This is a genomic window from Algicella marina, assembly GCF_009931615.1.
GTDB lineage: Bacteria > Pseudomonadota > Alphaproteobacteria > Rhodobacterales > Rhodobacteraceae > Algicella > Algicella marina.
Genome location: NZ_CP046620.1, coordinates 488,818 through 507,718 on the forward strand (window position 1 = coordinate 488,818; position 18,901 = coordinate 507,718).

General features: G+C 64.0%; 20 protein-coding genes and 1 tRNA gene. 8 read left to right on the forward strand and 13 right to left on the reverse strand.

Annotation, left to right across the window (positions count from 1 at the left end):
* The first annotated feature begins 11 nt into the window (after positions 1–11).
* Both GO499_RS02455 and GO499_RS02460 read left to right on the forward strand, forming a co-directional pair.
* Positions 12–455: an RrF2 family transcriptional regulator gene (locus GO499_RS02455; protein WP_161860698.1), complete on the forward strand. Its 444-nt coding sequence runs from the start codon at positions 12–14 to the stop codon at positions 453–455.
* Positions 456–458: 3 nt separating this feature from the next.
* A complete protein-coding gene (locus GO499_RS02460) occupies positions 459–1,337 on the forward strand; it encodes an NAD(P)/FAD-dependent oxidoreductase (protein WP_161860699.1) in 879 nt (292 codons plus the stop codon).
* Positions 1,338–1,374: 37 nt separating this feature from the next.
* Here GO499_RS02460 and GO499_RS02465 read toward each other — a convergent pair whose 3' ends face one another.
* From GO499_RS02465 to rlmB, 4 genes are all read right to left on the reverse strand, one after another.
* Complete coding sequence (locus tag GO499_RS02465; RefSeq protein WP_161860700.1) at positions 1,375–2,667, reverse strand: O-acetylhomoserine aminocarboxypropyltransferase/cysteine synthase family protein; 1,293 nt, start codon at positions 2,665–2,667, stop codon at positions 1,375–1,377.
* A 97-nt stretch (positions 2,668–2,764) separates the two neighbouring features.
* Positions 2,765–3,217, reverse strand: a complete 453-nt coding sequence (locus GO499_RS02470) for a YHS domain-containing (seleno)protein (protein WP_161860701.1) — start codon at positions 3,215–3,217, stop codon at positions 2,765–2,767.
* A gap of 65 nt (positions 3,218–3,282) precedes the next feature.
* Complete coding sequence (locus GO499_RS02475) at positions 3,283–3,567, reverse strand: hypothetical protein (protein ID WP_161860702.1); 285 nt, start codon at positions 3,565–3,567, stop codon at positions 3,283–3,285.
* 3 nt (positions 3,568–3,570) lie between these two features.
* The gene (gene rlmB, locus GO499_RS02480; protein ID WP_161860703.1) at positions 3,571–4,365 is read right to left on the reverse strand and encodes a 23S rRNA (guanosine(2251)-2'-O)-methyltransferase RlmB; all 795 of its coding nucleotides are present in this window, start codon (positions 4,363–4,365) and stop codon (positions 3,571–3,573) included.
* A gap of 57 nt (positions 4,366–4,422) precedes the next feature.
* Here rlmB and GO499_RS02485 point away from each other — a divergent pair, with 57 nt between their 5' ends.
* Together GO499_RS02485 and GO499_RS02490 are read left to right on the forward strand one after the other, a co-directional pair.
* Positions 4,423–4,866: a GNAT family N-acetyltransferase gene (locus GO499_RS02485; protein WP_161860704.1), complete on the forward strand. Its 444-nt coding sequence runs from the start codon at positions 4,423–4,425 to the stop codon at positions 4,864–4,866.
* 53 nt (positions 4,867–4,919) lie between these two features.
* A tRNA-Tyr gene (locus GO499_RS02490) sits at positions 4,920–5,003 on the forward strand.
* A gap of 26 nt (positions 5,004–5,029) precedes the next feature.
* Here GO499_RS02490 and GO499_RS02495 read toward each other — a convergent pair.
* Together GO499_RS02495 and GO499_RS02500 are read right to left on the reverse strand one after the other, a co-directional pair.
* Positions 5,030–5,827 (reverse strand): HTD2 family dehydratase, encoded by a 798-nt coding sequence (locus GO499_RS02495; protein ID WP_161860705.1) that lies wholly within the window; start codon positions 5,825–5,827, stop codon positions 5,030–5,032.
* On the reverse strand, positions 5,827–6,966 hold the full coding sequence (locus tag GO499_RS02500) for an acyl-CoA dehydrogenase family protein (protein ID WP_161860706.1): 1,140 nt from the start codon (positions 6,964–6,966) through the stop codon (positions 5,827–5,829). The genes GO499_RS02495 and GO499_RS02500 overlap by 1 nt, the downstream gene beginning before the upstream one ends.
* A 95-nt stretch (positions 6,967–7,061) precedes the next feature.
* Between GO499_RS02500 and GO499_RS02505 the strand changes: the two genes are divergently transcribed.
* Both GO499_RS02505 and GO499_RS02510 read left to right on the forward strand, forming a co-directional pair.
* Complete coding sequence (locus tag GO499_RS02505; RefSeq protein WP_161860707.1) at positions 7,062–8,066, forward strand: ligase-associated DNA damage response exonuclease; 1,005 nt, start codon at positions 7,062–7,064, stop codon at positions 8,064–8,066.
* Positions 8,067–8,138: 72 nt separating this feature from the next.
* A complete protein-coding gene (locus tag GO499_RS02510; protein ID WP_161860708.1) occupies positions 8,139–9,710 on the forward strand; it encodes a cisplatin damage response ATP-dependent DNA ligase in 1,572 nt (523 codons plus the stop codon).
* Between the two features lie 441 nt (positions 9,711–10,151).
* On the opposite strand, the gene GO499_RS02515 is transcribed toward GO499_RS02510, so the two are convergent.
* From GO499_RS02515 to GO499_RS02530, 4 genes are all read right to left on the reverse strand, one after another.
* Positions 10,152–11,498: an alpha,alpha-trehalose-phosphate synthase (UDP-forming) gene (locus tag GO499_RS02515; protein ID WP_161860709.1), complete on the reverse strand. Its 1,347-nt coding sequence runs from the start codon at positions 11,496–11,498 to the stop codon at positions 10,152–10,154.
* 7 nt (positions 11,499–11,505) lie between these two features.
* A complete protein-coding gene (gene otsB / locus GO499_RS02520; protein ID WP_161860710.1) occupies positions 11,506–12,213 on the reverse strand; it encodes a trehalose-phosphatase in 708 nt (235 codons plus the stop codon).
* 88 nt (positions 12,214–12,301) lie between these two features.
* Positions 12,302–13,489, reverse strand: coding sequence for a kynureninase (kynU, locus tag GO499_RS02525; RefSeq protein WP_161860711.1), 1,188 nt, complete (start codon positions 13,487–13,489; stop codon positions 12,302–12,304).
* A gap of 51 nt (positions 13,490–13,540) precedes the next feature.
* A complete protein-coding gene (locus GO499_RS02530; RefSeq protein WP_161860712.1) occupies positions 13,541–14,161 on the reverse strand; it encodes a class I SAM-dependent methyltransferase in 621 nt (206 codons plus the stop codon).
* A 127-nt stretch (positions 14,162–14,288) separates the two neighbouring features.
* Here GO499_RS02530 and GO499_RS02535 point away from each other — a divergent pair, with 127 nt between their 5' ends.
* Complete coding sequence (locus tag GO499_RS02535; RefSeq protein ID WP_284154869.1) at positions 14,289–15,191, forward strand: LysR family transcriptional regulator; 903 nt, start codon at positions 14,289–14,291, stop codon at positions 15,189–15,191.
* 124 nt (positions 15,192–15,315) lie between these two features.
* Here GO499_RS02535 and GO499_RS02540 read toward each other — a convergent pair whose 3' ends face one another.
* A complete protein-coding gene (locus GO499_RS02540) occupies positions 15,316–15,558 on the reverse strand; it encodes an EF-hand domain-containing protein (protein ID WP_161860714.1) in 243 nt (80 codons plus the stop codon).
* A gap of 264 nt (positions 15,559–15,822) precedes the next feature.
* Between GO499_RS02540 and GO499_RS02545 the strand changes: the two genes are divergently transcribed.
* A complete protein-coding gene (locus GO499_RS02545; protein WP_161860715.1) occupies positions 15,823–16,326 on the forward strand; it encodes an RNA polymerase sigma factor in 504 nt (167 codons plus the stop codon).
* Between the two features lie 12 nt (positions 16,327–16,338).
* Here the strand turns inward: GO499_RS02545 and GO499_RS02550 are convergent, their stop codons facing one another.
* Entirely contained in the window at positions 16,339–16,830 is a 492-nt protein-coding gene (locus GO499_RS02550; protein WP_161860716.1) for a hypothetical protein, read from the reverse strand.
* An 81-nt stretch (positions 16,831–16,911) separates the two neighbouring features.
* Positions 16,912–18,900, reverse strand: coding sequence for a hydantoinase/oxoprolinase family protein (locus GO499_RS02555; RefSeq protein WP_161860717.1), 1,989 nt, complete (start codon positions 18,898–18,900; stop codon positions 16,912–16,914).
* Position 18,901 lies beyond the last annotated feature (1 nt).

The following is an 18,901-nucleotide window of genomic DNA, read 5'->3' on the forward strand; positions in this document are numbered from 1 at the left end:
AACAAAGTTACATGAAAAGAGACAGTCGCCTCTCCACGGTTTTGCATGCACTTCTTCACATGGCGGAGCAGCAGCAGCCGATGACTTCGGAAACACTGGCCCGCTGCATGGGGACGAACCCGGTTGTCGTGCGGAGGACGATGGGCCTGTTGCGCGAGGCTGGCATCGTCACGTCGTCGCGCGGTCATGCCGGTGGTTGGACGATTACGGCGAACCTTCGGGAGGTTTCGTTGCGCGATCTGCACGGCGCGCTGGGGGAGCCGGCGATCTTTGCCATCGGGAACCGTAACGAAACGCCTGATTGCCTTGTGGAGCAGGCGGTCAACGCAGCGCTGGATGGTGCCTTTCAAGATGCCGAAGCGTTGTTGCTAGAGCGTTTTGCCGATGTCTCGCTCTCAGATCTGGCGGCGGACTTCGCACGCCGTCATGCCGAAAGGCGCTCAGAAAGGGAATAGACCATGCAACATGACGTTATCGTCGTCGGGGGCAGCTACGCCGGAATGGCCGCAGCCCTCCAGCTTCTCCGTGCCCGGCGCACGGTGCTGGTGATCGACGCGGGCGAGCGACGAAACCGGTTCGCCGCGCAGAGCCACGGTTTTCTGGGCCAGGATGGCGCGGACCCGGCAGCAATCGCGCGGGAGGCGCTGGCGCAACTGGAGCGGTATCCGACGTTGGAGTGGATCGACGGGATTGCAGACGCAGCCGCCGGCGAACGCGACGATTTCGTGGTCAAAGCCGGACCGGCGGAACACAGCGCGCGCAGGATTATCTTCGCCACGGGCGTGAAGGACGGGTTGCCGGATGTGCCCGGATTGGCAGACAGGTGGGGCCGAAGCGTCTTTCACTGCCCGTACTGCCATGGATACGAACTGAACCGGGGGCGCATCGGCGTCATCGGGGCAGGGCCGGGTTCTATCCATCAGGCGCAGATTGTCGCGGAATGGGGACCGCTGACTTACTTTCCCAATGGTCTGGCCGAGGTAACGGGCGAGGAAAAGGCAGATCTTTCTCGGCGCGGTGCCGACGTGGAGACCGGGCGGATCGCCGCCATCGAGGGGATTGCGGATGTCCGGCTGATGGATGGCCGGGTGTTGCAGTTCGCGGGACTATTCACTGCGCCGGTTTGTTCCCCGGCAACGCCGGTGGCCGAAGTTTTGGGGTGTGCATTGGATGAAACCGGCATGGGCACCCATCTGCGGACTGACGGTATGAAGGAAACATCCGTGCCCGGCGCCTATGCCTGTGGCGATGTCGGACGAGTGCCGCATTCCGTCTCGCTCGCCGTCGGTGACGGCGCGTGGTGTGGCGCGATGGTTCACCGGTCGCTGGTCTTCTGACTGGCGGCCCGGTTTTGGCCGGGCCGCCTAACCTGGCTTAGCCTGTCGCTTTCGCCAGCGCCTGGTCGAGATCGGCGATCAGGTCGTCGGCATCCTCGATCCCGATGGACAGACGCACCATGTTCGGGGCTGCGCCGGCGGCTTCCTGCTGCTCCGGTGTCAACTGCCGGTGGGTCGTGCTGGCAGAGTGGATGATAAGGCTGCGGGCGTCACCGAGGTTGGCGACGTGTGAGAAGATTGAGACGTTGTCTACCAGCTTCACACAGGCATCGAACCCGCCTTTAACTGCAAAGGTGAAAAGAGCCCCGGCCCCCTTTGGGCAGACCTTGGCGATGCGCCCGTAATAGGGGCTGCTTTCCAGACCGGCGTAGGTGACAGAGTCGACGCGGGGATCGGACTCCAGCCATTTTGCGACTTTTACGGCGTTGGCGACGTGCTTCTCCATCCGCAGTGAAAGGGTTTCGATTCCCATCAGGGTGTAATGCGCACCTTGGGGGTTCATGGTCATGCCGAGATCACGAAGCCCGATGGCGATGGAGTGGAAGGTGAAGGCCATGCTGCCAAGGGCTTCGTAAAAGTTGAGACCGTGATAGGCGGGCTCCGGCGCGGCGAGAGAGGGAAACTTGTCAGAGGCACCCCAGTTGAAGTTGCCGCTGTCCACGACGCAGCCGCCGGTAACCGTGCCGTTGCCGGTAAGGTATTTCGTGGTGGAGTGAACGACCAGCGTGGCTCCCAGTTCGATCGGGCGACAGAGATAGGGGCTGGCGGACGTATTATCGACGATCAGCGGCACGCCGGCTGCATCGGCCACATCGGCGATTGCCCTGATGTCAGTGATGTAGCCGCCGGGGTTGGCAATGCTTTCGCAAAAGATGGCGCGGGTGTTGTCGTCAACTGCGGCTTCGACCGCAGCGAGATCGTCGAAGTCAACGAAGGTACAGGACCAGCCGAATTTGCGGATGGTATTGGTGAACTGCTGAATGGTACCGCCGTAGAGCTTTGTCGAGGCGACGACGTTGCAGCCGGGGTTCATAAGCGGAAACAGCGCCATGATCTGTGCGGCGTGTCCGGAAGAACAGCAGACGGCACCGGCACCCCCTTCCAGAGCCGCGATCCTGTCGGCCAGGGCCGAGACGGTGGGGTTGGTCAGCCGCGAGTAGATGTAGCCGACTTCCTGAAGGTTGAAGAGTTTGGCCGCGTGTTCGGCATCGCGAAAGACATACGCTGTCGATTGATAGATCGGCACCTGTCGCGCGCCGGTGGCCGGATCGGGGCTTGCGCCCGCGTGAATTTGCATTGTGTCGAAGCCGTAGGTCTGATCGTCGGCCATCGCCGTTCCCCCTGTCGATTGTCTGGCCGCTTGCGGGCCGGTTGCGTTGACCGGCACGCTAAGCGAGGGGATTGATCAAGACAACTGCGCTTTCGGTTCAGAGTTCGCGGAGTTCGGGCCAGTTCTTGTCACCCTGACGGATGTTTTCGCGGATACCTTCGGCCCAGCGGTTCTGCGCCTCTATCGAGTAGTGGACATAGAGCTTGTCGTTGACCATGACCCAGACGGTCGGGTCGCTGACCCGCTTGAACCCGCGGGAGATACCTTCGGCGCAGAAGCCGCCGTATTGCGGCAGGAATTTTTCCGGCTCTGCCTCAAAGGCTGTCTGGTTGCCGTCGAATTCGAATTGCCAGATGGCGCCGTCATGTTCCGTCTGTATGGACGGCAGGCCGGGTATGGCCTCCTCCTCCTTGAAGTATGCGACCGGATCGTAGCCACGCAGTCCACGGCCCTGGCTGTCGAGATATTGGGATTCGGCGCGGGCAATACGGGGCACGGCCAGCGTGCCTGCCATCAGCGCCATGCTGGTGCGTCGGGAAATCGGTGCCATGGTTTTTGAACCTTTTGTCGGCGTCTACTGCTCTGAGGGAAGTATATCCGATTTTAGGGACGAAATCAGTCAAAAATATCTTCGATCTCGTCCCATACATCTTCCAGCACATCCATCCAGCGTTTGCGACTGCGCTTCTTCGGCGATTTGCGCGGTTTGGGCGGCAGGTGGATCGGGCGGGAAGGGCTGGGTTTGGGTGCCGTTGCCGGTTTGGCCTTCAGCGGTTTCATATTATGGAGAGCCGCGCCGCAACTTGCGCAGGCAAGCTCGTGCCGATCCCGCGCAGTCAGGCGGAGAACGGTGCGACTGCCGCAGTAACAGCAGGTGGCAATCTTCGTCAGGTCAGGCATATGTCAGCCTCTCGAGGTCTTGGCTGCATATAAGGCAATCGCTGCGGCATTGGAGACATTGAGGGAGCCAAAGACACCGGCTGCGGGTATGCGGGCGATGGTATCGCAGGTTTCGCGGGTCAGCGCGCGCAGGCCCGGGCCCTCGGAGCCGAGGATCAGGGCAAGCGGTCGATCCGCCGCCGCAACGCAGGCGGGGCCGATTTCCTCGTCTCCGTCGCCATCCAGTCCGATCAGGGTATATCCCATTTCCCTGAGGCTGGTCATGGCGCTGGCGAGATTGGGAATGCGCAGGTAGGGCTGGCGTTCCAGCGCACCACTCGCGGTTTTGGCAAGTGCGCCGGTTTCGGGAGCGGAGTGACGATGGGGCGCGATGACAGCGCGCGCACCAAACACCTCCGCCGACCGGAGAACGGCGCCGACGTTGTGCGGGTCCGACACACGATCAAGCAACAGCACGAGCGGTGCGCCGCCGCGCGGGGCGCATTGCTCCGACACCGAGCCCCAATCCAGCGGGTCGACCTCAAGGGCCGCGCCCTGGTGCACCGACTGCGGATCAATCGGCGCAGAGAATTTGCGGGCATCTGCGATTTCCGGCTCCATGCCGGACGCCGTGATGGCTTCGCCGAGCCGATCGGCCGCGTTCTTCGTCACGATGAGTCGATGGCGGTTGCGCGCCGGGTTGAGCAGTGCGTCGCGTACGGAATGGATACCGAACAGCCACAAAGTGTCGTCGCCTTGACGTTTGGCGCGTTCTCGCTCAACTATCCATTTGGGTTTCTTGGACTGTCTGGGGGCCATGTTATTTCCCTTCTTGCGCGTATGGCGTTTGGTTGGGCCCCGGAATTGGGAGAGACAATGATCCGCCCTGCGCGCGAATCGGACTTGCAGCAGATAAGGTTTCTGGCACAGACCTCGTTCCGTGCCTATTTGGCCCGCGAGGACGCGAAGATCAAGCAGCCGGACATGGATCCGCGGCAACTGCAACAGGAAGGGCGTCTGTTCGTCTACATGATTGACGCGGCGCTGGGCGGCTACATTGCCTTTCATCAGGATGGCATGGACATGCATGTGGAGCATCTGGCGGTAACACCGCGCTTCCGTAGCCGGGGTATCGGACGGGCTTTGCTGAATTACGTCGATACCCTGGGCCTTCTGCGCAAGTGTTTGCGGGTCGTGTTACACCCCAATGTCGTCCTGTTCCAGAACATCGCATTCTATCGCAGCCGCGGTTATACGGAAATCGACCGGCGGTTGGTGGAAGGGCACGAATACGTCTATCTTGAAAGATACCTCAGATAGGCCATTCCCGGTCTTGACGGTGCCGGACGGCGTAAGTATGCAAGCGGCTCAGTGGGCGACGGGCTGCAAGGTGCGGCAGCGGACTGTAACTCCGCCGAGGTGACTCATGCCTGGTTCGATTCCAGGGTCGCCCACCAACTTTTCCAGAAATGTGCGCGCGGTTTCAGATGTCGAAACTGGCCGTGGCGGTTGAGACCAGCGCGCCGTTGGCGCTTCGGGCTTCCAATTGGCCAGCGTCGGTGAAGAGGTGCAGTGTCTCGTCTGCGATGGCCGGACTGGCACCACGATAGGTGAGATGGCGCAGAGATCTGCCAGCTTGCGCCTCCGCGAGGTTGGCCAGCAGGGTAGCGACCAGAGGGCCATGGACGACAAGACCTGGGTACCCCTCCACCGTCCGCGCATATGGCTCATCGTAATGGATGCGATGGCCGTTAAAGGTAAGTGCGGAGTAGCGAAAGAGCAGCGTTGCGTCGGGTGTAAGACTGACAGTTGGCGTGCCCATGCCCTCCGCCTGCGGGCGATGCAAGGGCGCAGGTGTGCGGTAGACGAGCGTTTGCACTTCCGAGACAAGCATTGTGTTACCTGCGGAAAATTCATGTGCGACTTCGACAAAGACGAGCGGGCCGGTGCGGCCCTGCTTTTCGCGGATCGCTGCGATGCGCGAGGTGCGCGTGATCGCGGTGCCGAGCGGCAGGGGCGCGTGAAAGGTGATCTCGCCGCCCGCCCACATGCGCCGGGGTAGCGGGATCGGCGGCAGGAAGCCGCCCTTGGCGGGGTGGCCGTCCTGCCCCAGCGCCGAGGCCGGCAGAGCGGGTGCGGCGAGGCACCAGTGCAGGCAGAGCGGGTGCGCCGGCAGGGGCACGACGCCTTCCAGCGTGGCCGTGAAGCGGCGCAGGGTCTCGGGCGTCAGCACGTCTTCGGCCACCTCCTCGCGCCCCACCCAGTCTTGCCAGCCGGCCATCAGTAGGACCTCGGCAAGCCGAGCACGTGTTCGGCGATATAGGACAGGATGAGGTTGGTGGAGACGGGTGCGACCTGGTAGAGGCGGGTTTCGCGGAACTTGCGTTCGATGTCGTATTCCTCGGCGAAGCCGAAGCCGCCGTGGGTTTGCACGCACATATTGGCGGCCTCCCACGCGGCGTCGGCGGCGAGCATCTTGGCCATGTTGGCCTCGGGTCCGCAGGGTTCGCCCTGCTCGTAGAGCGCGGCCGCCTCGCGCACCATCAGCTCCGCCGCGCGCATCGCGGCGTAGGCCTTGGCGATGGGAAACTGGATGCCCTGGTTGCGGCCGATGGGGCGGGAGAAAACCTCTCGGTCCTTGGCATAAGCCGTGGCGCGGGCGATGAACCATTTGGCATCGCCGATGCATTCAGCGGCGATCAGGATCCGCTCGGCGTTCATGCCCGAGAGGATGTAGCGAAAGCCCTTGCCCTCCTCGCCGATCAGGTTGGCGGCTGGAATCTTTACGTCCTGAAAGAACACTTCCGTGGTGGCGTGGTTCATCATCGTGCGGATCGGGCGGATCGTAAGGCCGGGCGCGTTCATGTCGAGCAGGAAGACGGAGAGGCCGTCAGTGCGCTTGGCTGCCTGTTCTCGCGGGGTGGTGCGGGCGAGCAGGAGCATCAGGTCGGAATGCTCGGCGCGGCTGGTCCAGATCTTCTGGCCGTTGACGATGTAAGCCTCGCCCTCGCGCCGCGCCGTGGTGCGGATGGCGGAGGTATCGGTGCCGCTGGTGGGTTCGGTCACGCCGAAGGCCTGAAGGCGCAGCTCGCCGGTGGCGATGCGGGGCAGGTAGCGGGCCTTCTGTTCGGCGCTGCCGTGGCGCAGCAGCGTGCCCATGATGTACATCTGCGCGTGGCATGCGGCGGCGTTGGCACCCTGCGCGTGGATTTCTTCGACAATCGCGATTGCGGCTGAGAGCGTCAGACCGCTGCCGCCATGTTCCTCCGGGATCAGCGCGGCGAGGTATCCGGCTTCCGACAATGCAGTGACAAAGGCTTGCGGATAAGCGCGTTCCCGATCGAGGTCGCGCCAATAGGCGTCGGGAAAGCGCTGGCAGAGCTTGGCGATCTCTTCACGGATTTCGGAGTGGTCAGTCATCGGGCCTCTCGGGTCTTGGGCCGCAGGATGAACACTTTCCCCAGCGAAGGAAAGAGGCGGCTTGGCACCGCAGTGTGGCGGACTAGATTTGCCGCATGAAAGCTGAAGAACTTTTGCACCCGCGCCCCGAAGGGCTTTATTGCCCGGTTGGCGATTTCTACATTGATCCGGTCCGACCGGTCGCGCGGGCGCTGATCACGCACGGGCATGCGGACCATGCACGTGCCGGGCACGGTGCCGTCATGGCGACGCGCCAGACGCTGGACATCATGGCGATACGGTATGGTGAAGGGTTTGCGGGCTCGGTTCAGGCGGCGGACGGGGTCACGGATGTGGGCGGCGTAGGCGTGTCTTTCCATCCGGCGGGGCATGTCCTCGGCTCGGCACAGATATGCGTGGAACACCGTGGGCTGCGCATTGTCGCGGCTGGTGACTACAAGCGAGGAGTCGATCCAACTGCCGCGACATTCGAGCCTGTGGCCTGCGATGTGTTCATTACCGAAGCGACCTTCGGCTTGCCGGTGTTTCATCATCCTGATCCGCTCGCGGAAATAGACAAGCTCCTGAAATCGCTGGAGCAGTTTCCGGAACGGACGCATCTGGTCGGCGTCTATGCCCTCGGCAAGGCGCAGCGGGTCCTGCGACTGATCCGCGATGCGGGCTATGCGGAGCCGATCTACATGCATGGCTCGCTGGCGCGGTTATGCACTTATTATGAGAGTGAGGGGGTGGCACTTGGACCGTTGGAGCCGGCGACGGTGGACAGGGCCGAGAAGGCGAAATTTGCGGGCAAGATCGTGCTCGGTCCGCCGTCGGCGTTTGCCGCAAAATGGGCGCAGCGTTTCCCGGACCCACTCATCGCGTTTGCCAGTGGCTGGATGCGGATTCGGGCGCGGACGCGACAGCGGGGAGTTGAGTTGCCACTGGTGATTTCCGACCACGCGGATTGGCCGGAACTGACGGCCACGCTGCGGGAACTGGCGCCCTCGGAAGTCTGGGTAACGCACGGGCGGGAAGAGGCACTCGTGCGGTGGTGCGCGCTACAGGGAATGCCGGCGCGTCCCCTGCATCTGGTTGGGTATGAAGATGAAGCGGAATAGAGCGTTTTCAGACATGTGGCTGCGGCTGCACGCTTTGCCGTTCGGTGCCTGCCATCGAAGAGGACCGAACGTATGAAGGCGTTCGCCGCACTTCTGGAACGGTTGGTGCTGACGCCGTCCCGCAATGGCAAACTGCGATTACTCGAAGACTATTTTCGGGCCGTGCCGGACCCGGACAGGGGCTGGGCTCTGGCTGCAATCACACGCGATCTGGATTTCCGCGCCGTGAAGCCCGGGGTGCTTCGGACGCTCATGGCGGAGAGGATTGACGAGGAGTTGTTCCGCCTTTCCTACGACTTTGTGGGAGACTTGGCTGAGACCATTGCATTGTTGTGGGAAGGTGATGGTGTTGAGGCGCCGACTTTGGCGGAAGTGGTTGATATGCTTGCAAAAGCCGGGAGAGCCGAGGCGCCGGCTCTGGTAGCCGACCTTCTGGACCGGATGGGGGCTTCGGAGCGTTTTGCGCTGCTGAAGCTGGCGACGGGCGGGTTGCGGGTTGGTGTTTCGGCGCGATTGGCGAAACAGGCGCTGGCCGGCTTCGGCGACGTCGACGTGACTGAGATCGAGGAGTTGTGGCACGGGCTGGAAGCGCCCTATTGCGATCTTTTCGCCTGGTTGGACGGACGAAGCGAAAAGCCGGTGCAGGCGGCGCTTTGCCCGTTTCGGCCAGTGATGCTGGCGACCGCGCTGGACGAGGCGGCGCTGGAGGGGCTCGACCCAGTTGAATTTGCGGCGGAGTGGAAATGGGACGGCATCCGCGTGCAGGCGGTGGCCGAGGGCGGCGAGCGGCGTATCTATTCGCGGACCGGGGACGACATTTCGGGGGCGTTTCCGGATGTGTTGGCGCATATGGATTTCGAGGGAGCGCTGGACGGGGAGTTGTTGGTGGTGCGCGACGGTGCCGTCGCCCCGTTCGGAGATTTGCAGCAGCGGCTGAACCGCAAGACTGTATCCCGGAAGATGATGACCGATTTTCCGGCCTTCATTAGGGCATACGACTTACTGCAGGCTGGAGACAAGAACCTGCGGCCGTTGACTTTCGCGGAGCGGCGGCGGCGATTGGAAGGGTTTGTCTCAGGGCTGAACGACAGCCGGTTCGATCTGTCGGAACTGATTGAGTTTAATGATTTCAGTACGTTGTCTGCCCTGCGCGCCGCGCCGCCGGACCCGGTGATCGAGGGGCTGATGCTGAAGCGGTGGGACAGTGTCTACGTGCCTGGCCGGCCGAAGGGGCCATGGTTCAAGTGGAAGAAGGATCCGCATGTCATCGACGCAGTGCTGATGTATGCGCAGCGGGGGCATGGGAAACGGTCCGGGTTTTATTCGGACTACACTTTCGGCGTTTGGGATGGCGATGTCCTGGTGCCTGTGGGCAAGGCCTACTTCGGTTTCACGGATCAGGAACTCAAGGAGATCGACAAGTTCGTGCGCGACAATACGGTAGAGCGTTTCGGTCCGGTACGCTCCGTCCGGGCGGGGCAGGATTTCGGTCTGGTGCTGGAGATCGCCTTCGAAGGGCTGAATCGCTCTGCCCGCCACAAGTCCGGCGTCGCGATGCGGTTCCCGCGCATCAGCAGGCTGCGTTGGGACAAGCCCGCCGGCGAAGCCGACCGGCTGGAGACGCTGACGGCAATGCTGCCGTGAAACCCGATATGGATTTGGTATGGTTTCGGTATGGGTCTGGTATGGCTGACGATCACGGTCGGTTGAGAGGCCTCAGGCTCACCAGAGAACAGGGGCCGGGCCTGTGCGCCGCACCCGCCTTCGCCGATTGATGCCTGAGAGCCGCGAAGACTGGCGTCAAGGACGCTTCGCGCCGCCGAGCCGGTAAATCCCTGACGCCAGTCTTCGCGCCTCTCATTCCGGCATCATCGAAGGCGGCTCCGGCGAACAGGCCCTGCGGACCCCGTGTCCGGCGGCAGACCATGCGGCGGCGGGGCGCCGGTAGTGAATAAAACGGCCGAGACCGCTGATACACGGTATTTTGCCGCCGTGGATTTTTGTGTCCCACATGCTTGACCGGCATCCCGGATTCGCGGTTGAGGGTACAATTCACCTCAGTCACCTGTCCGTGCGTCACCTCCGTCACGCGGCCGCGAGTTGTTTGAGGAAGGCATCCGACCACCAGCGGACGTCCTTCTCCGTCACCTCGCGCAGAAGGGCCTCGTGACGATCCTGTCGCTCCTCCAGAGGCATCCGGAAGGCGGTGGCGATTGCCTCTGCCGTCTCATAGGGGTCGTGCGGGTTGATCAGCAGGGCCGCGTCCATCTGTTCGGCGGCCCCGGCGAAGCGGCTGAGGATCAGCACGCCGGGATTGTTGCGGCGCTGGGCGGCGACATATTCCTTGGCTACCAGGTTCATGCCATCGTTGAGCGGTGTGACGAGGCCGATACGGGCCTGACGGAAGAGGCCGGCCAGGATTTCGCGCGGCACGGCGCGGTGAATGTAGCGGATGGGTGTCCAGTTCAGGGTTGCGAAACGCCCGTTGATGCGCCCGGCCAGATGTTCGGTTTCCTCGCGGATGTCCTGATAGGCCTGCACCTCCTCGCGCGTTGGCGGCGCGATCTGCAGGAAGGCGATCTGCTCGTGCAGGTCCTCGTGGGTTTCCAGCAGTTGCTGAAATGCCCGGAAGCGTTGGGGCAGGCCCTTCGAGTAATCCAGCCGATCGACGCCGATCATCAGATCGGCGCCGGTGAGGGTGCGCACCCGGTCGGATTTCCGGGCCGCCTTGGCCTCTTCGGCGAAGGCCTTCGCGTCGATGCCGATGGGGAAGGCGGCGGCGTTGAGGCTCTTGCCGCCGAATTCGATGACACCCTCCATCGCCTCGTCAAGCTCCGTTATGTGGCGGATGCAGTCGCGCAGGTTGAAGACGTCGCGGTTTGCCTGAAAGCCGATCAGCGAGAAATCGGCCAGCCAGCTGAGAACCTCCTCGGCGTTGGGCAGTGCCTGCAGATCCTGCGGTGACGGGAAGGGGATGTGGAGGAAGAAGCCGATGCGGTTCCGGACGCCGCGCGCCCGTAATTCGGTGGCAATCGGAAAGAAGTGATAGTCCTGCACCCAGAGGATGTCGTCGGGTTGCAGGATTTCGGCGACCAGCCCGGCGACGCGGGCGTTCACGGCACGATAGGTCTCCAGATCGCCATGCTCTATCTGCGAGAGGTCCGCACGCCCGTGGCAGATCGGCCAGAGCACGGAATTGGCATAGCCAAGATAATAGCCCTCATGCTCCGACTCGGTGAGCGTGAAGGTGGCGCGGTCGAACGAGGCGCCATCATGGGACGTAAGCCGGGTGCACGGGTCTTCGGCAATGCCGTGGTGGCCGATCCAGAGACCGCCCGAGGAGGCCAGGGCGTCTTCCAGGGCAACGACGAGGCCGCCGGAGGGGGCATCCCCGAGGGGCAGACGATTGGAAAGAACGATCAGGCGGGACATTTGACTTTCAACTCAGCGATGCGAGCCATGACAGCATGTCAGACGGGGTTTCCAGATGATAGGGCGCGGCGCTATCACCGCCGCCGATGCGGATGGCGATGCCTCCTTTTTGGGCAACATGGGCCAGCGCTGGCTCATCCGTGGTGTCGTCACCGGCGAATAGCGGCAGGCGGCCCTGAAAGGGAGGGCTTTCGAACAGGGTGGCGAGGGCGCGATCCTTGGAGATCCCCTCGGGGTGGATTTCCCAAGCCATTTTTGCGCGTTGCAGTGTGAAGCCGGGGAAGCGGGCGGCAATAGCGCGGGCCGTTGTTTCGGCTTCGTCGGCGCGGTCAGGTTCCGCCCGGTAATGGAGTACGGCGCCATGAGGCTTTTCCTCCACCCGCAGGCCGGCGGCAAGGGCGTGGACCTCGGCGATGACGGCGCGGGCGTCGGGCAGACCGGATGTGTCGATGCGACCGGGAGCATCGCTGCGCTCGCCGCCGTGACTGCCGATGATCGGCCCCTTGTACTCCGGCAGGTGTCGGCGAAGTGCCGCGACGTCCCGACCGGAGATCAGCGCGGTGGCACCGTCGGTTTCCGCCAGCAGGTGGTTGAGCAGGGGCGCCAGCGTTTCCGGCACCTCGATGCCATCGGGCGTGGCTGCGATGTCGACCAAAGTGCCATCGAAATCGAGGCAGATGGCGTGGGTGGCAAGCGAGACGAGAGGCGGGCGCATGATGTCCTGTTCCATTACGTTTACGTGAACGCCGCGGCTGACGGTTTGGTTGCACCGCGGAACAAATTTTGCGGATGTTTTCGCAGGCTTATGTGACTGCCTGACGAACACTGTAGGCGGGATTGTCCCAGAGACGATTCAGCACGACGTCGCTGAGATGGGCGAGTGCCGTGTCGATATCCGCTTCGGTATTGTAGAGCGGGGCGAAGCCGAAGCGCATGAGGTCTGGGGCGCGGAAATCACCGATCACGCCGCGGGAAATGAGCGCCTGCATCATCGCGTAGCCTTCGGGGTGGGCAATGGAGACCTGGGAGCCGCGCCGGGCCGGATCGCGCGGGGACATGAGCTGCAGGCCCAGTGCATCGGCCCCGGCGATGAAGCGCTCCGACAGGGTGATGGAGCGGGCGCGGATGTCCGACATGGCCACATCGTCGAATATGTCGAGGGCCGTCTCCAGTGCGGCGAGGGCAATGACTGGTGGGGTGCCGATCCGCATCCGGGAAATTCCGGGAGCCGGGCGATAGCTGGGTTCGAACTCGAAGGGGGCGGCGTGGCCTAGCCAGCCGGGCAGGGCTGGTGACACCTGTTCTGCCCGGTCGGGCCGGACGTACAGGAAAGCGGGAGCGCCGGGCCCGCCATTGAGATACTTGTACGTGCAGCCGACGGCGAAGTCGGCGTTCGTGCCCCGGAGGTCCACCGGCAGGGCGCCGGCGGAATGGGCGAGATCCCAGACCGTGACAGCGCCCAGGTTATGGGCGGCACGGGTGAGGCGCGCCATATCGTGCAGGCGGCCGGTGCGATAGTCCACCTCCGTCAGCATCAGCACCGCCGTCTGATCGGAGAGTGTGGCCGCGACCTCCTGAGGTGGAACGACGCGAAGGGTGTGGCCCTTGTCGAGCGTGCGCAGCAGTCCTTCGGCGATGTAGAGGTCGGAGGGGAAGTTGCCGGAACAGGTGAGCACCTCGCGACGGTCGGGTGCGGCCTGGAGGGCGGCGTGCAGGGCCTGGTGGAGCCTGATCGACAGAGTGTCGCCGACGGTGACGGTGTCGGGGGCGGCGCCGATCAGGCAGGCTATGCGGTCTCCGGTGCGACCCGGCTGGGCCATCCAGCCGGCTTCGTTCCAGCCACGGATCAGGCGCTGGCCCCATTCGTCGCGCAGCAACGCTGAGACCCGGGCAGTGGCGGCGCGCGGCAAGGGGCCGAGGGAGTTGCCGTCGAGATAGACGATGCCCTCGGGCAGGTCGAAGGCATCGCGGGTTTTCTGAAAATCGACCATGCCAAGGGTGGTACCCGAGGCGGGGCGGCGCGGCAACTGCGCCGGTAGGCTTCAGCGCTTGCGGGCGACGATGAAGACGGCCTTGCCGGGGCCGGGATGCCAGTTCTGCTCGATGGTGAAACCGGCCTCTTCGAGATCCCGTATCAGCCTCGGCCGGTCGAAAACACTTATGTTCGGCAGAATACGCAGGGCGGAGAGGACTGGCACCAGAAAGCGGGGCAGCCAGCCCATCTCGGCGATGCAGGCGGTGGACGAGACGAACAGTCCACCGGGTTTCAGCAGGCCATGGACTTTGCCGAGTACGGCGGCGCGGTCTTCCAGCAGGTGAATGATGGACAGACCGAGGATGGCGTCGTAGCTGCCGCCGGGTTCCGCAAGCTCCTCGATGGTTGCCGTTTGGAAGGTGACGTTGGATGTTCGTGCATCGGCGGCGCGCTGGCGGGCGATCTCGATCATCCGGGGGGAGAAGTCGATGGCCTGGATATGGCGGACATGCGGCGCGTGGATCAGCGCGGTGCTGCCGGTGCCACAGCCGAATTCCAGCAGTTCCATCTCCGGGCGCAGGTAGCTCTGCGTGATCTCCAGCTTGCGCTGATAGGAGGCCTCGTCGGCGATGGGCTGGCGGGCGTAGCGGCGGGCCATGATGTTCCAGAAGAAGGGGGAGCGGGGCATTGGCATATCCATTTGGGGCATTCCTGATCTCCTGCGTGCAAGCGTGGCTTTTGGCTTGAGGATGCTATAGCCATGGAAACATCCATGCGGAATTGCCTATTTTTGTAGATATGTTATGCATATTTGCATGAATTGGCAGGCACTCGGCTTTGACTGGAACCACGCACGGGCTTTTCTCGCCACGGCTGAGGAAGGCTCGCTTTCGGCCGCTGCGCGGGCGCTTGGCTCCACCCAGCCGACGCTGGGGCGGCAGGTGGCGGCGCTGGAGGAGGCGCTGGGCGTGGTGCTCTTCGAGCGAGTGGGACGTGGACTGGAACTGACGCCTTCGGGCGCCGACCTGTTGGCGCATTTTCGCGGCATGGGGGAAGCTGCGGGCCGGGCAGCATTGAGTGCTGCCGGGCGGTCAGAGGCTGTGGAGGGGCTGGTGGCGATAACCGCCACCAACGACGTCGCCACCTATGTCCTGCCGCCGATCCTGCGGCGGCTGCGGCAGGAGGCGCCGGGGATCACCTATGACGTCATCGCCTCGAATGCTGTCAGCGATCTGGCGAGGCGGGAGGCGGATATTTCCATCCGCCACGCCCGACCGGACAACCCGGACCTGATCGCACGGATGGTGGCACATACCGAGGCGGGCCTGTTCGCATCCACCGACTACCTTGAAGCCTTCGGACGTCCGCGGAGTAAGGAAGACCTGACAAGTGCCCGCATCATCGGTTTCGACCGTGAGGGCCGGATGGTGCGGCACCTTCAGCAGAAACTGGGCTTGCCGGTGACGGAAGCCAGTATCGTGCTGTCCTCGGAGAGCGGGTCGGTGGCGCGGGAGATGGCTGCGGCTGGTCTGGGTATTGCTGTGCTGACGCGGGCACTGGCGGAGCGGGGCGCGGCATTGGAACCGGTGCTGCCGGGAGATGTGTCATTTTCCATCCCGGTGTGGCTGGTTACCCACCGCGAGTTGCACACCAGTAGGCGCATTCGGCTGGTTTTCGATGTGCTGGCGGAAGAACTGGCCCGGTATTCGAAGTGGTAGAGGCCGTGGCGCTGCCTGATTGCCGGTTCGGGATGTTGGAATCCCGCCCCTGAAACGCCGCAGGCCGGACCCGAAGGCCCGGCCTGAACGCTCTCCGGGGGGCGAGAGCATCGTAACCTTGAGATTATTCGGCCGGAAGGATGCCGGCATCCACGGCTGCGCCGTGCTCTTCCTCGGAGACCATGCCATCGGCATCGGTATCTGCGGCGAGATAGGTTGCCTCTGTTGCATCGGGGAAGGCCGCGACGAATTCTTCTGCGGACAACAGGCCGTCACCGTCGGCGTCCACATCCGCGAATTCGGCGAAGGCGGCGCCGCCCATTGCCAGCGTGCCTGCGAGAACGGCGATACCAAGTGTGCGTTTCATGAGGAATTCCTCCTGCTTTCAGTCTCGGACGACCGGGCATCATGCCCGACCGGCAAGGCCATTGTGGCGCTTACATGGGATAGACGGCGGAGCAGCCATCCCCTTCCTGAGCGGTTTTTTGCTGAGCCAAAACTCGCTGAATCGGTAAACTTTCTGCGCGGACACTGGAAGACGGCGCGGTGAGCACGCATCTTAGGCACATGAGCGGGCCAGCATTCAGGCTCGACTTGTGGGGAAACAATTAAGGACAACGGAGCCATGCAAATGGTTGCTTCCGTGCGCGGTGACGCGCGCGAAGACCGCACCCTTCTGGACCATCAACCGGTTCTTTATCGCTACGCCTTGTCACTGACGCGGGCCAAGGCGCAGGCCGATGATCTGGTACAGGAAACGTTCAGCCGGGCATTGCAGGCCCGGCAGAAGGGTAACGAGATACGTAATCCGCGCGCCTACCTTATGCGTATGCTGCACAACCTGCACATCGACGGTGTCCGCGGCCGCAAGCTTGACGGCGAGCCGGAGGAAGAGGAAGCGGTGGCCGGCGGACAGGAGATGCAGCTGACGGTGCAGGAAGTGCTGGCGGCGCTGGAAAGCCTGCCGAAATCCCAGCGCGATCTGCTCTGGCAGGTCGCTGTCGATGGGGCGAGTTATGCCGAGGCTGCGAACGCGCTTGGCGTGCCGGAGGGAACGGTCACCTCGCGATTGTCGCGGGCACGGTCGGCGCTTAAATTGCGGCTCGGCTGGGACGGTGGCCGGGTCGTGAGTTGACCCGTCGGCGGCTCAGTTCGGAACAGCCGCGTCGGTGACGGACCAATCCGTCACCAGAATGCCTTCGAGTATTGGGATGTCCGGAAAGCGCCAGACCGTGCGGAAGGCGCGACTTTGGCCGGGTGGAACGGTGACCCGTGCGCGGCCCCTGTCCTCTGCGACTACGGTGCACTCGGTCAACTGGGTTTCGACGGTCGGACAATCGTAGAGACGAATGCGCAGCCCGAAATTGCTGAGCGTCCAGTCCTGCGAGGCGTTGGTGACCCGTCCGGCGAGGACACTATAGCCCCGCTCTTCCGTCAGTACGATGTCGGCAAGCTGAACTTCGTCCGCCTCGATCCGCTCCGCCCTTGGGGTGGCGTTGATGTCGGCCAGCAGGAAATAGGCGGCGAGACCGCCGCCAGCCACGGCCAATACTGCCAGAACTGCTATCCGAAGATGCGGATAGAGGATCGCGACTGCGATGCCGCCCGCGATGAGGACGAAGAAAGCTGCGATGGGCATGGGGACGCTCCGATTAACCTGTACCTGATGTAAGCTGCCGCTGCACGGATTTGAACCTCCGATTGATGCGGGCGGTATCGGTCAGCGGGCGGCATGGCGCGGCCGGCCTGCGGCTTCTGCGCGGGCCTCGCCCTCGATGAACACGGGACGACCTTCAACCGTCGCGCGTGTTTCATGGAAACTGACCGTGACTTCCGGGGTGTCGGCGCCCGCTTCGATGGCTGCAGCGCGGGCGGCGGCTTCGGACGCCTGAAGCGCGGCCTGTGTGGCGGCAGGCAGGTCGGGGTAGATGGTGGGAGTGCTGCGTGTGTGCACGGCAAAACCGCCGTCGGGTGACGTGGAGACATGAACGCTTCGGCGGATGGAGATGCGACCGGCAACGGCACCGATGGCATTGGCGACGCCGGCTTCTCGGGGGATCAGCGCCTCGCTCCCCAGACGGCGGGCGATGCCGGGATAGTAGGTGGGTGCGGCCGCGCCGAGGCCGATAAGCGGGAGTGTAAGGCCGGCGGTGAGGCGGGTGATGCGCGGGCTGTCGGTGAGGCCGGCACGGATGAATGGATGCGTGGGATCCGGCGGCAACCCGTCCGCGCGGAGGGTGACTGCGAGGATCGCCTCGGCCGAGAACTCTTCGAGCCGGGCGAGGACGCGCCGGGCGAACGCCTCCGGCGAGGCGGCGACGGGTTGGCCGCGACCGTCGCGTTGGCGGGCCATGAGAAAGGCACCGAGGCGGGCAGCCTCGCTGTTCCAGCCGGATTGCAGGCCGAGGAGATGAGCGGCATCGCTGGGGGTGAAGGCGGCAATACGGATGAGACCGCGGCTGGCGAGGCGGCGGAGGTGGGCGCGGTCGGTTCGGTTAACCAGCAGGACGGAGAGGGGTAGCGGCCCGGCGGCGAGGCGGCTCAACAGCGACGTTTCCGAAGCTGGAAGGCTGCCAGGCACCGTGTGGCCGGTGGCGCGGGCAAAGCTGGCATCAAATTCAGACGGCAACGGGCGAGCGGCTTCCGCCTCCAGTACGGTCAGGAGATGCGGGTGCTCGCTCACCAGCAGCGAAAGCGGCAGGGCGCGGTCCGGGCCGAGCGTCAGACTCGCTTCGAGGGTGGGATCCAGTCGGACTCGGCTGTCGCCGCCAAGACCGACTGCCCGCATGTCCACGGCCTCGACCATGGTGCGGAAGCCGCCGACCTCGGCACCGTCGGGACTGAGGCGAGGGCGACCGCCCTGAAGGATGGCGATGTCCGTGGTGGTGCCACCGATGTCGGCGACGACGGCATCCTGCGCACCGGTCAGCACGGCGGCCCCGACAAGGCTGGCGGCGGGGCCGGAAAGGATGGTTTCGATCGGGCGCTGGCGGGCGAAGGCGGCGGAGACGAGGGCGCCGTCGCCCCGCACCAGCATCAGAGGTGCGGTGATTCCGCGGGCCGCGAGCGCGGATTCGGTGGCGGAGATCAAACCGCTGATCAGGCCGATGAGCCGGGCGTTGAGCAGGGTCGTTACCGCACGTTTAGGTCCGCCGAGGCGCGCCGAAAGCTCGTGGCCGCAGGTAACGGGCAGGCCGGTTGCCGCGCGGAGCAGGCGGGCCGCTTCTTCCTCATGGGCGGTGTTGCGGCTGGCAAAGGCGGAGACGATGGCGATGCCCTCGACCTGTCCCTTCAGGGTCTTCGCTGCGTCTTCCAGTTCCGCGAGACCGAGGGGCACGCAGGGCTGGCCGGATGGGGAGTGACCGCCAGGAACGTGGATGAGCGGGTCACCAGCAAGCGCTTCTGCAAGGCCGCCGCGCGTGGCGTCGGCCTCTTCGAACCCGATGAAGACGAGAGCAGCTCGGCCTCCGCGACCTTCGACAAGTGCATTGGTGGCCAGCGTCGTGGACAGCGAGACAAGGGCAATGGTGACCGGATCGACGTCACCATCCGCCAGAACGGCATCAATGGCAGCGGCGAGACCGCAGGAAAGGTCTTGGTGGGTGGTCAGGGCCTTGGCCGTCTGGCGTACCGGCTCAACAGCGCCTTCTTCGAACAGAACGGCGTCTGTGTAGGTGCCGCCGGTGTCGAGGCCGAGAAGCAGTCCCATT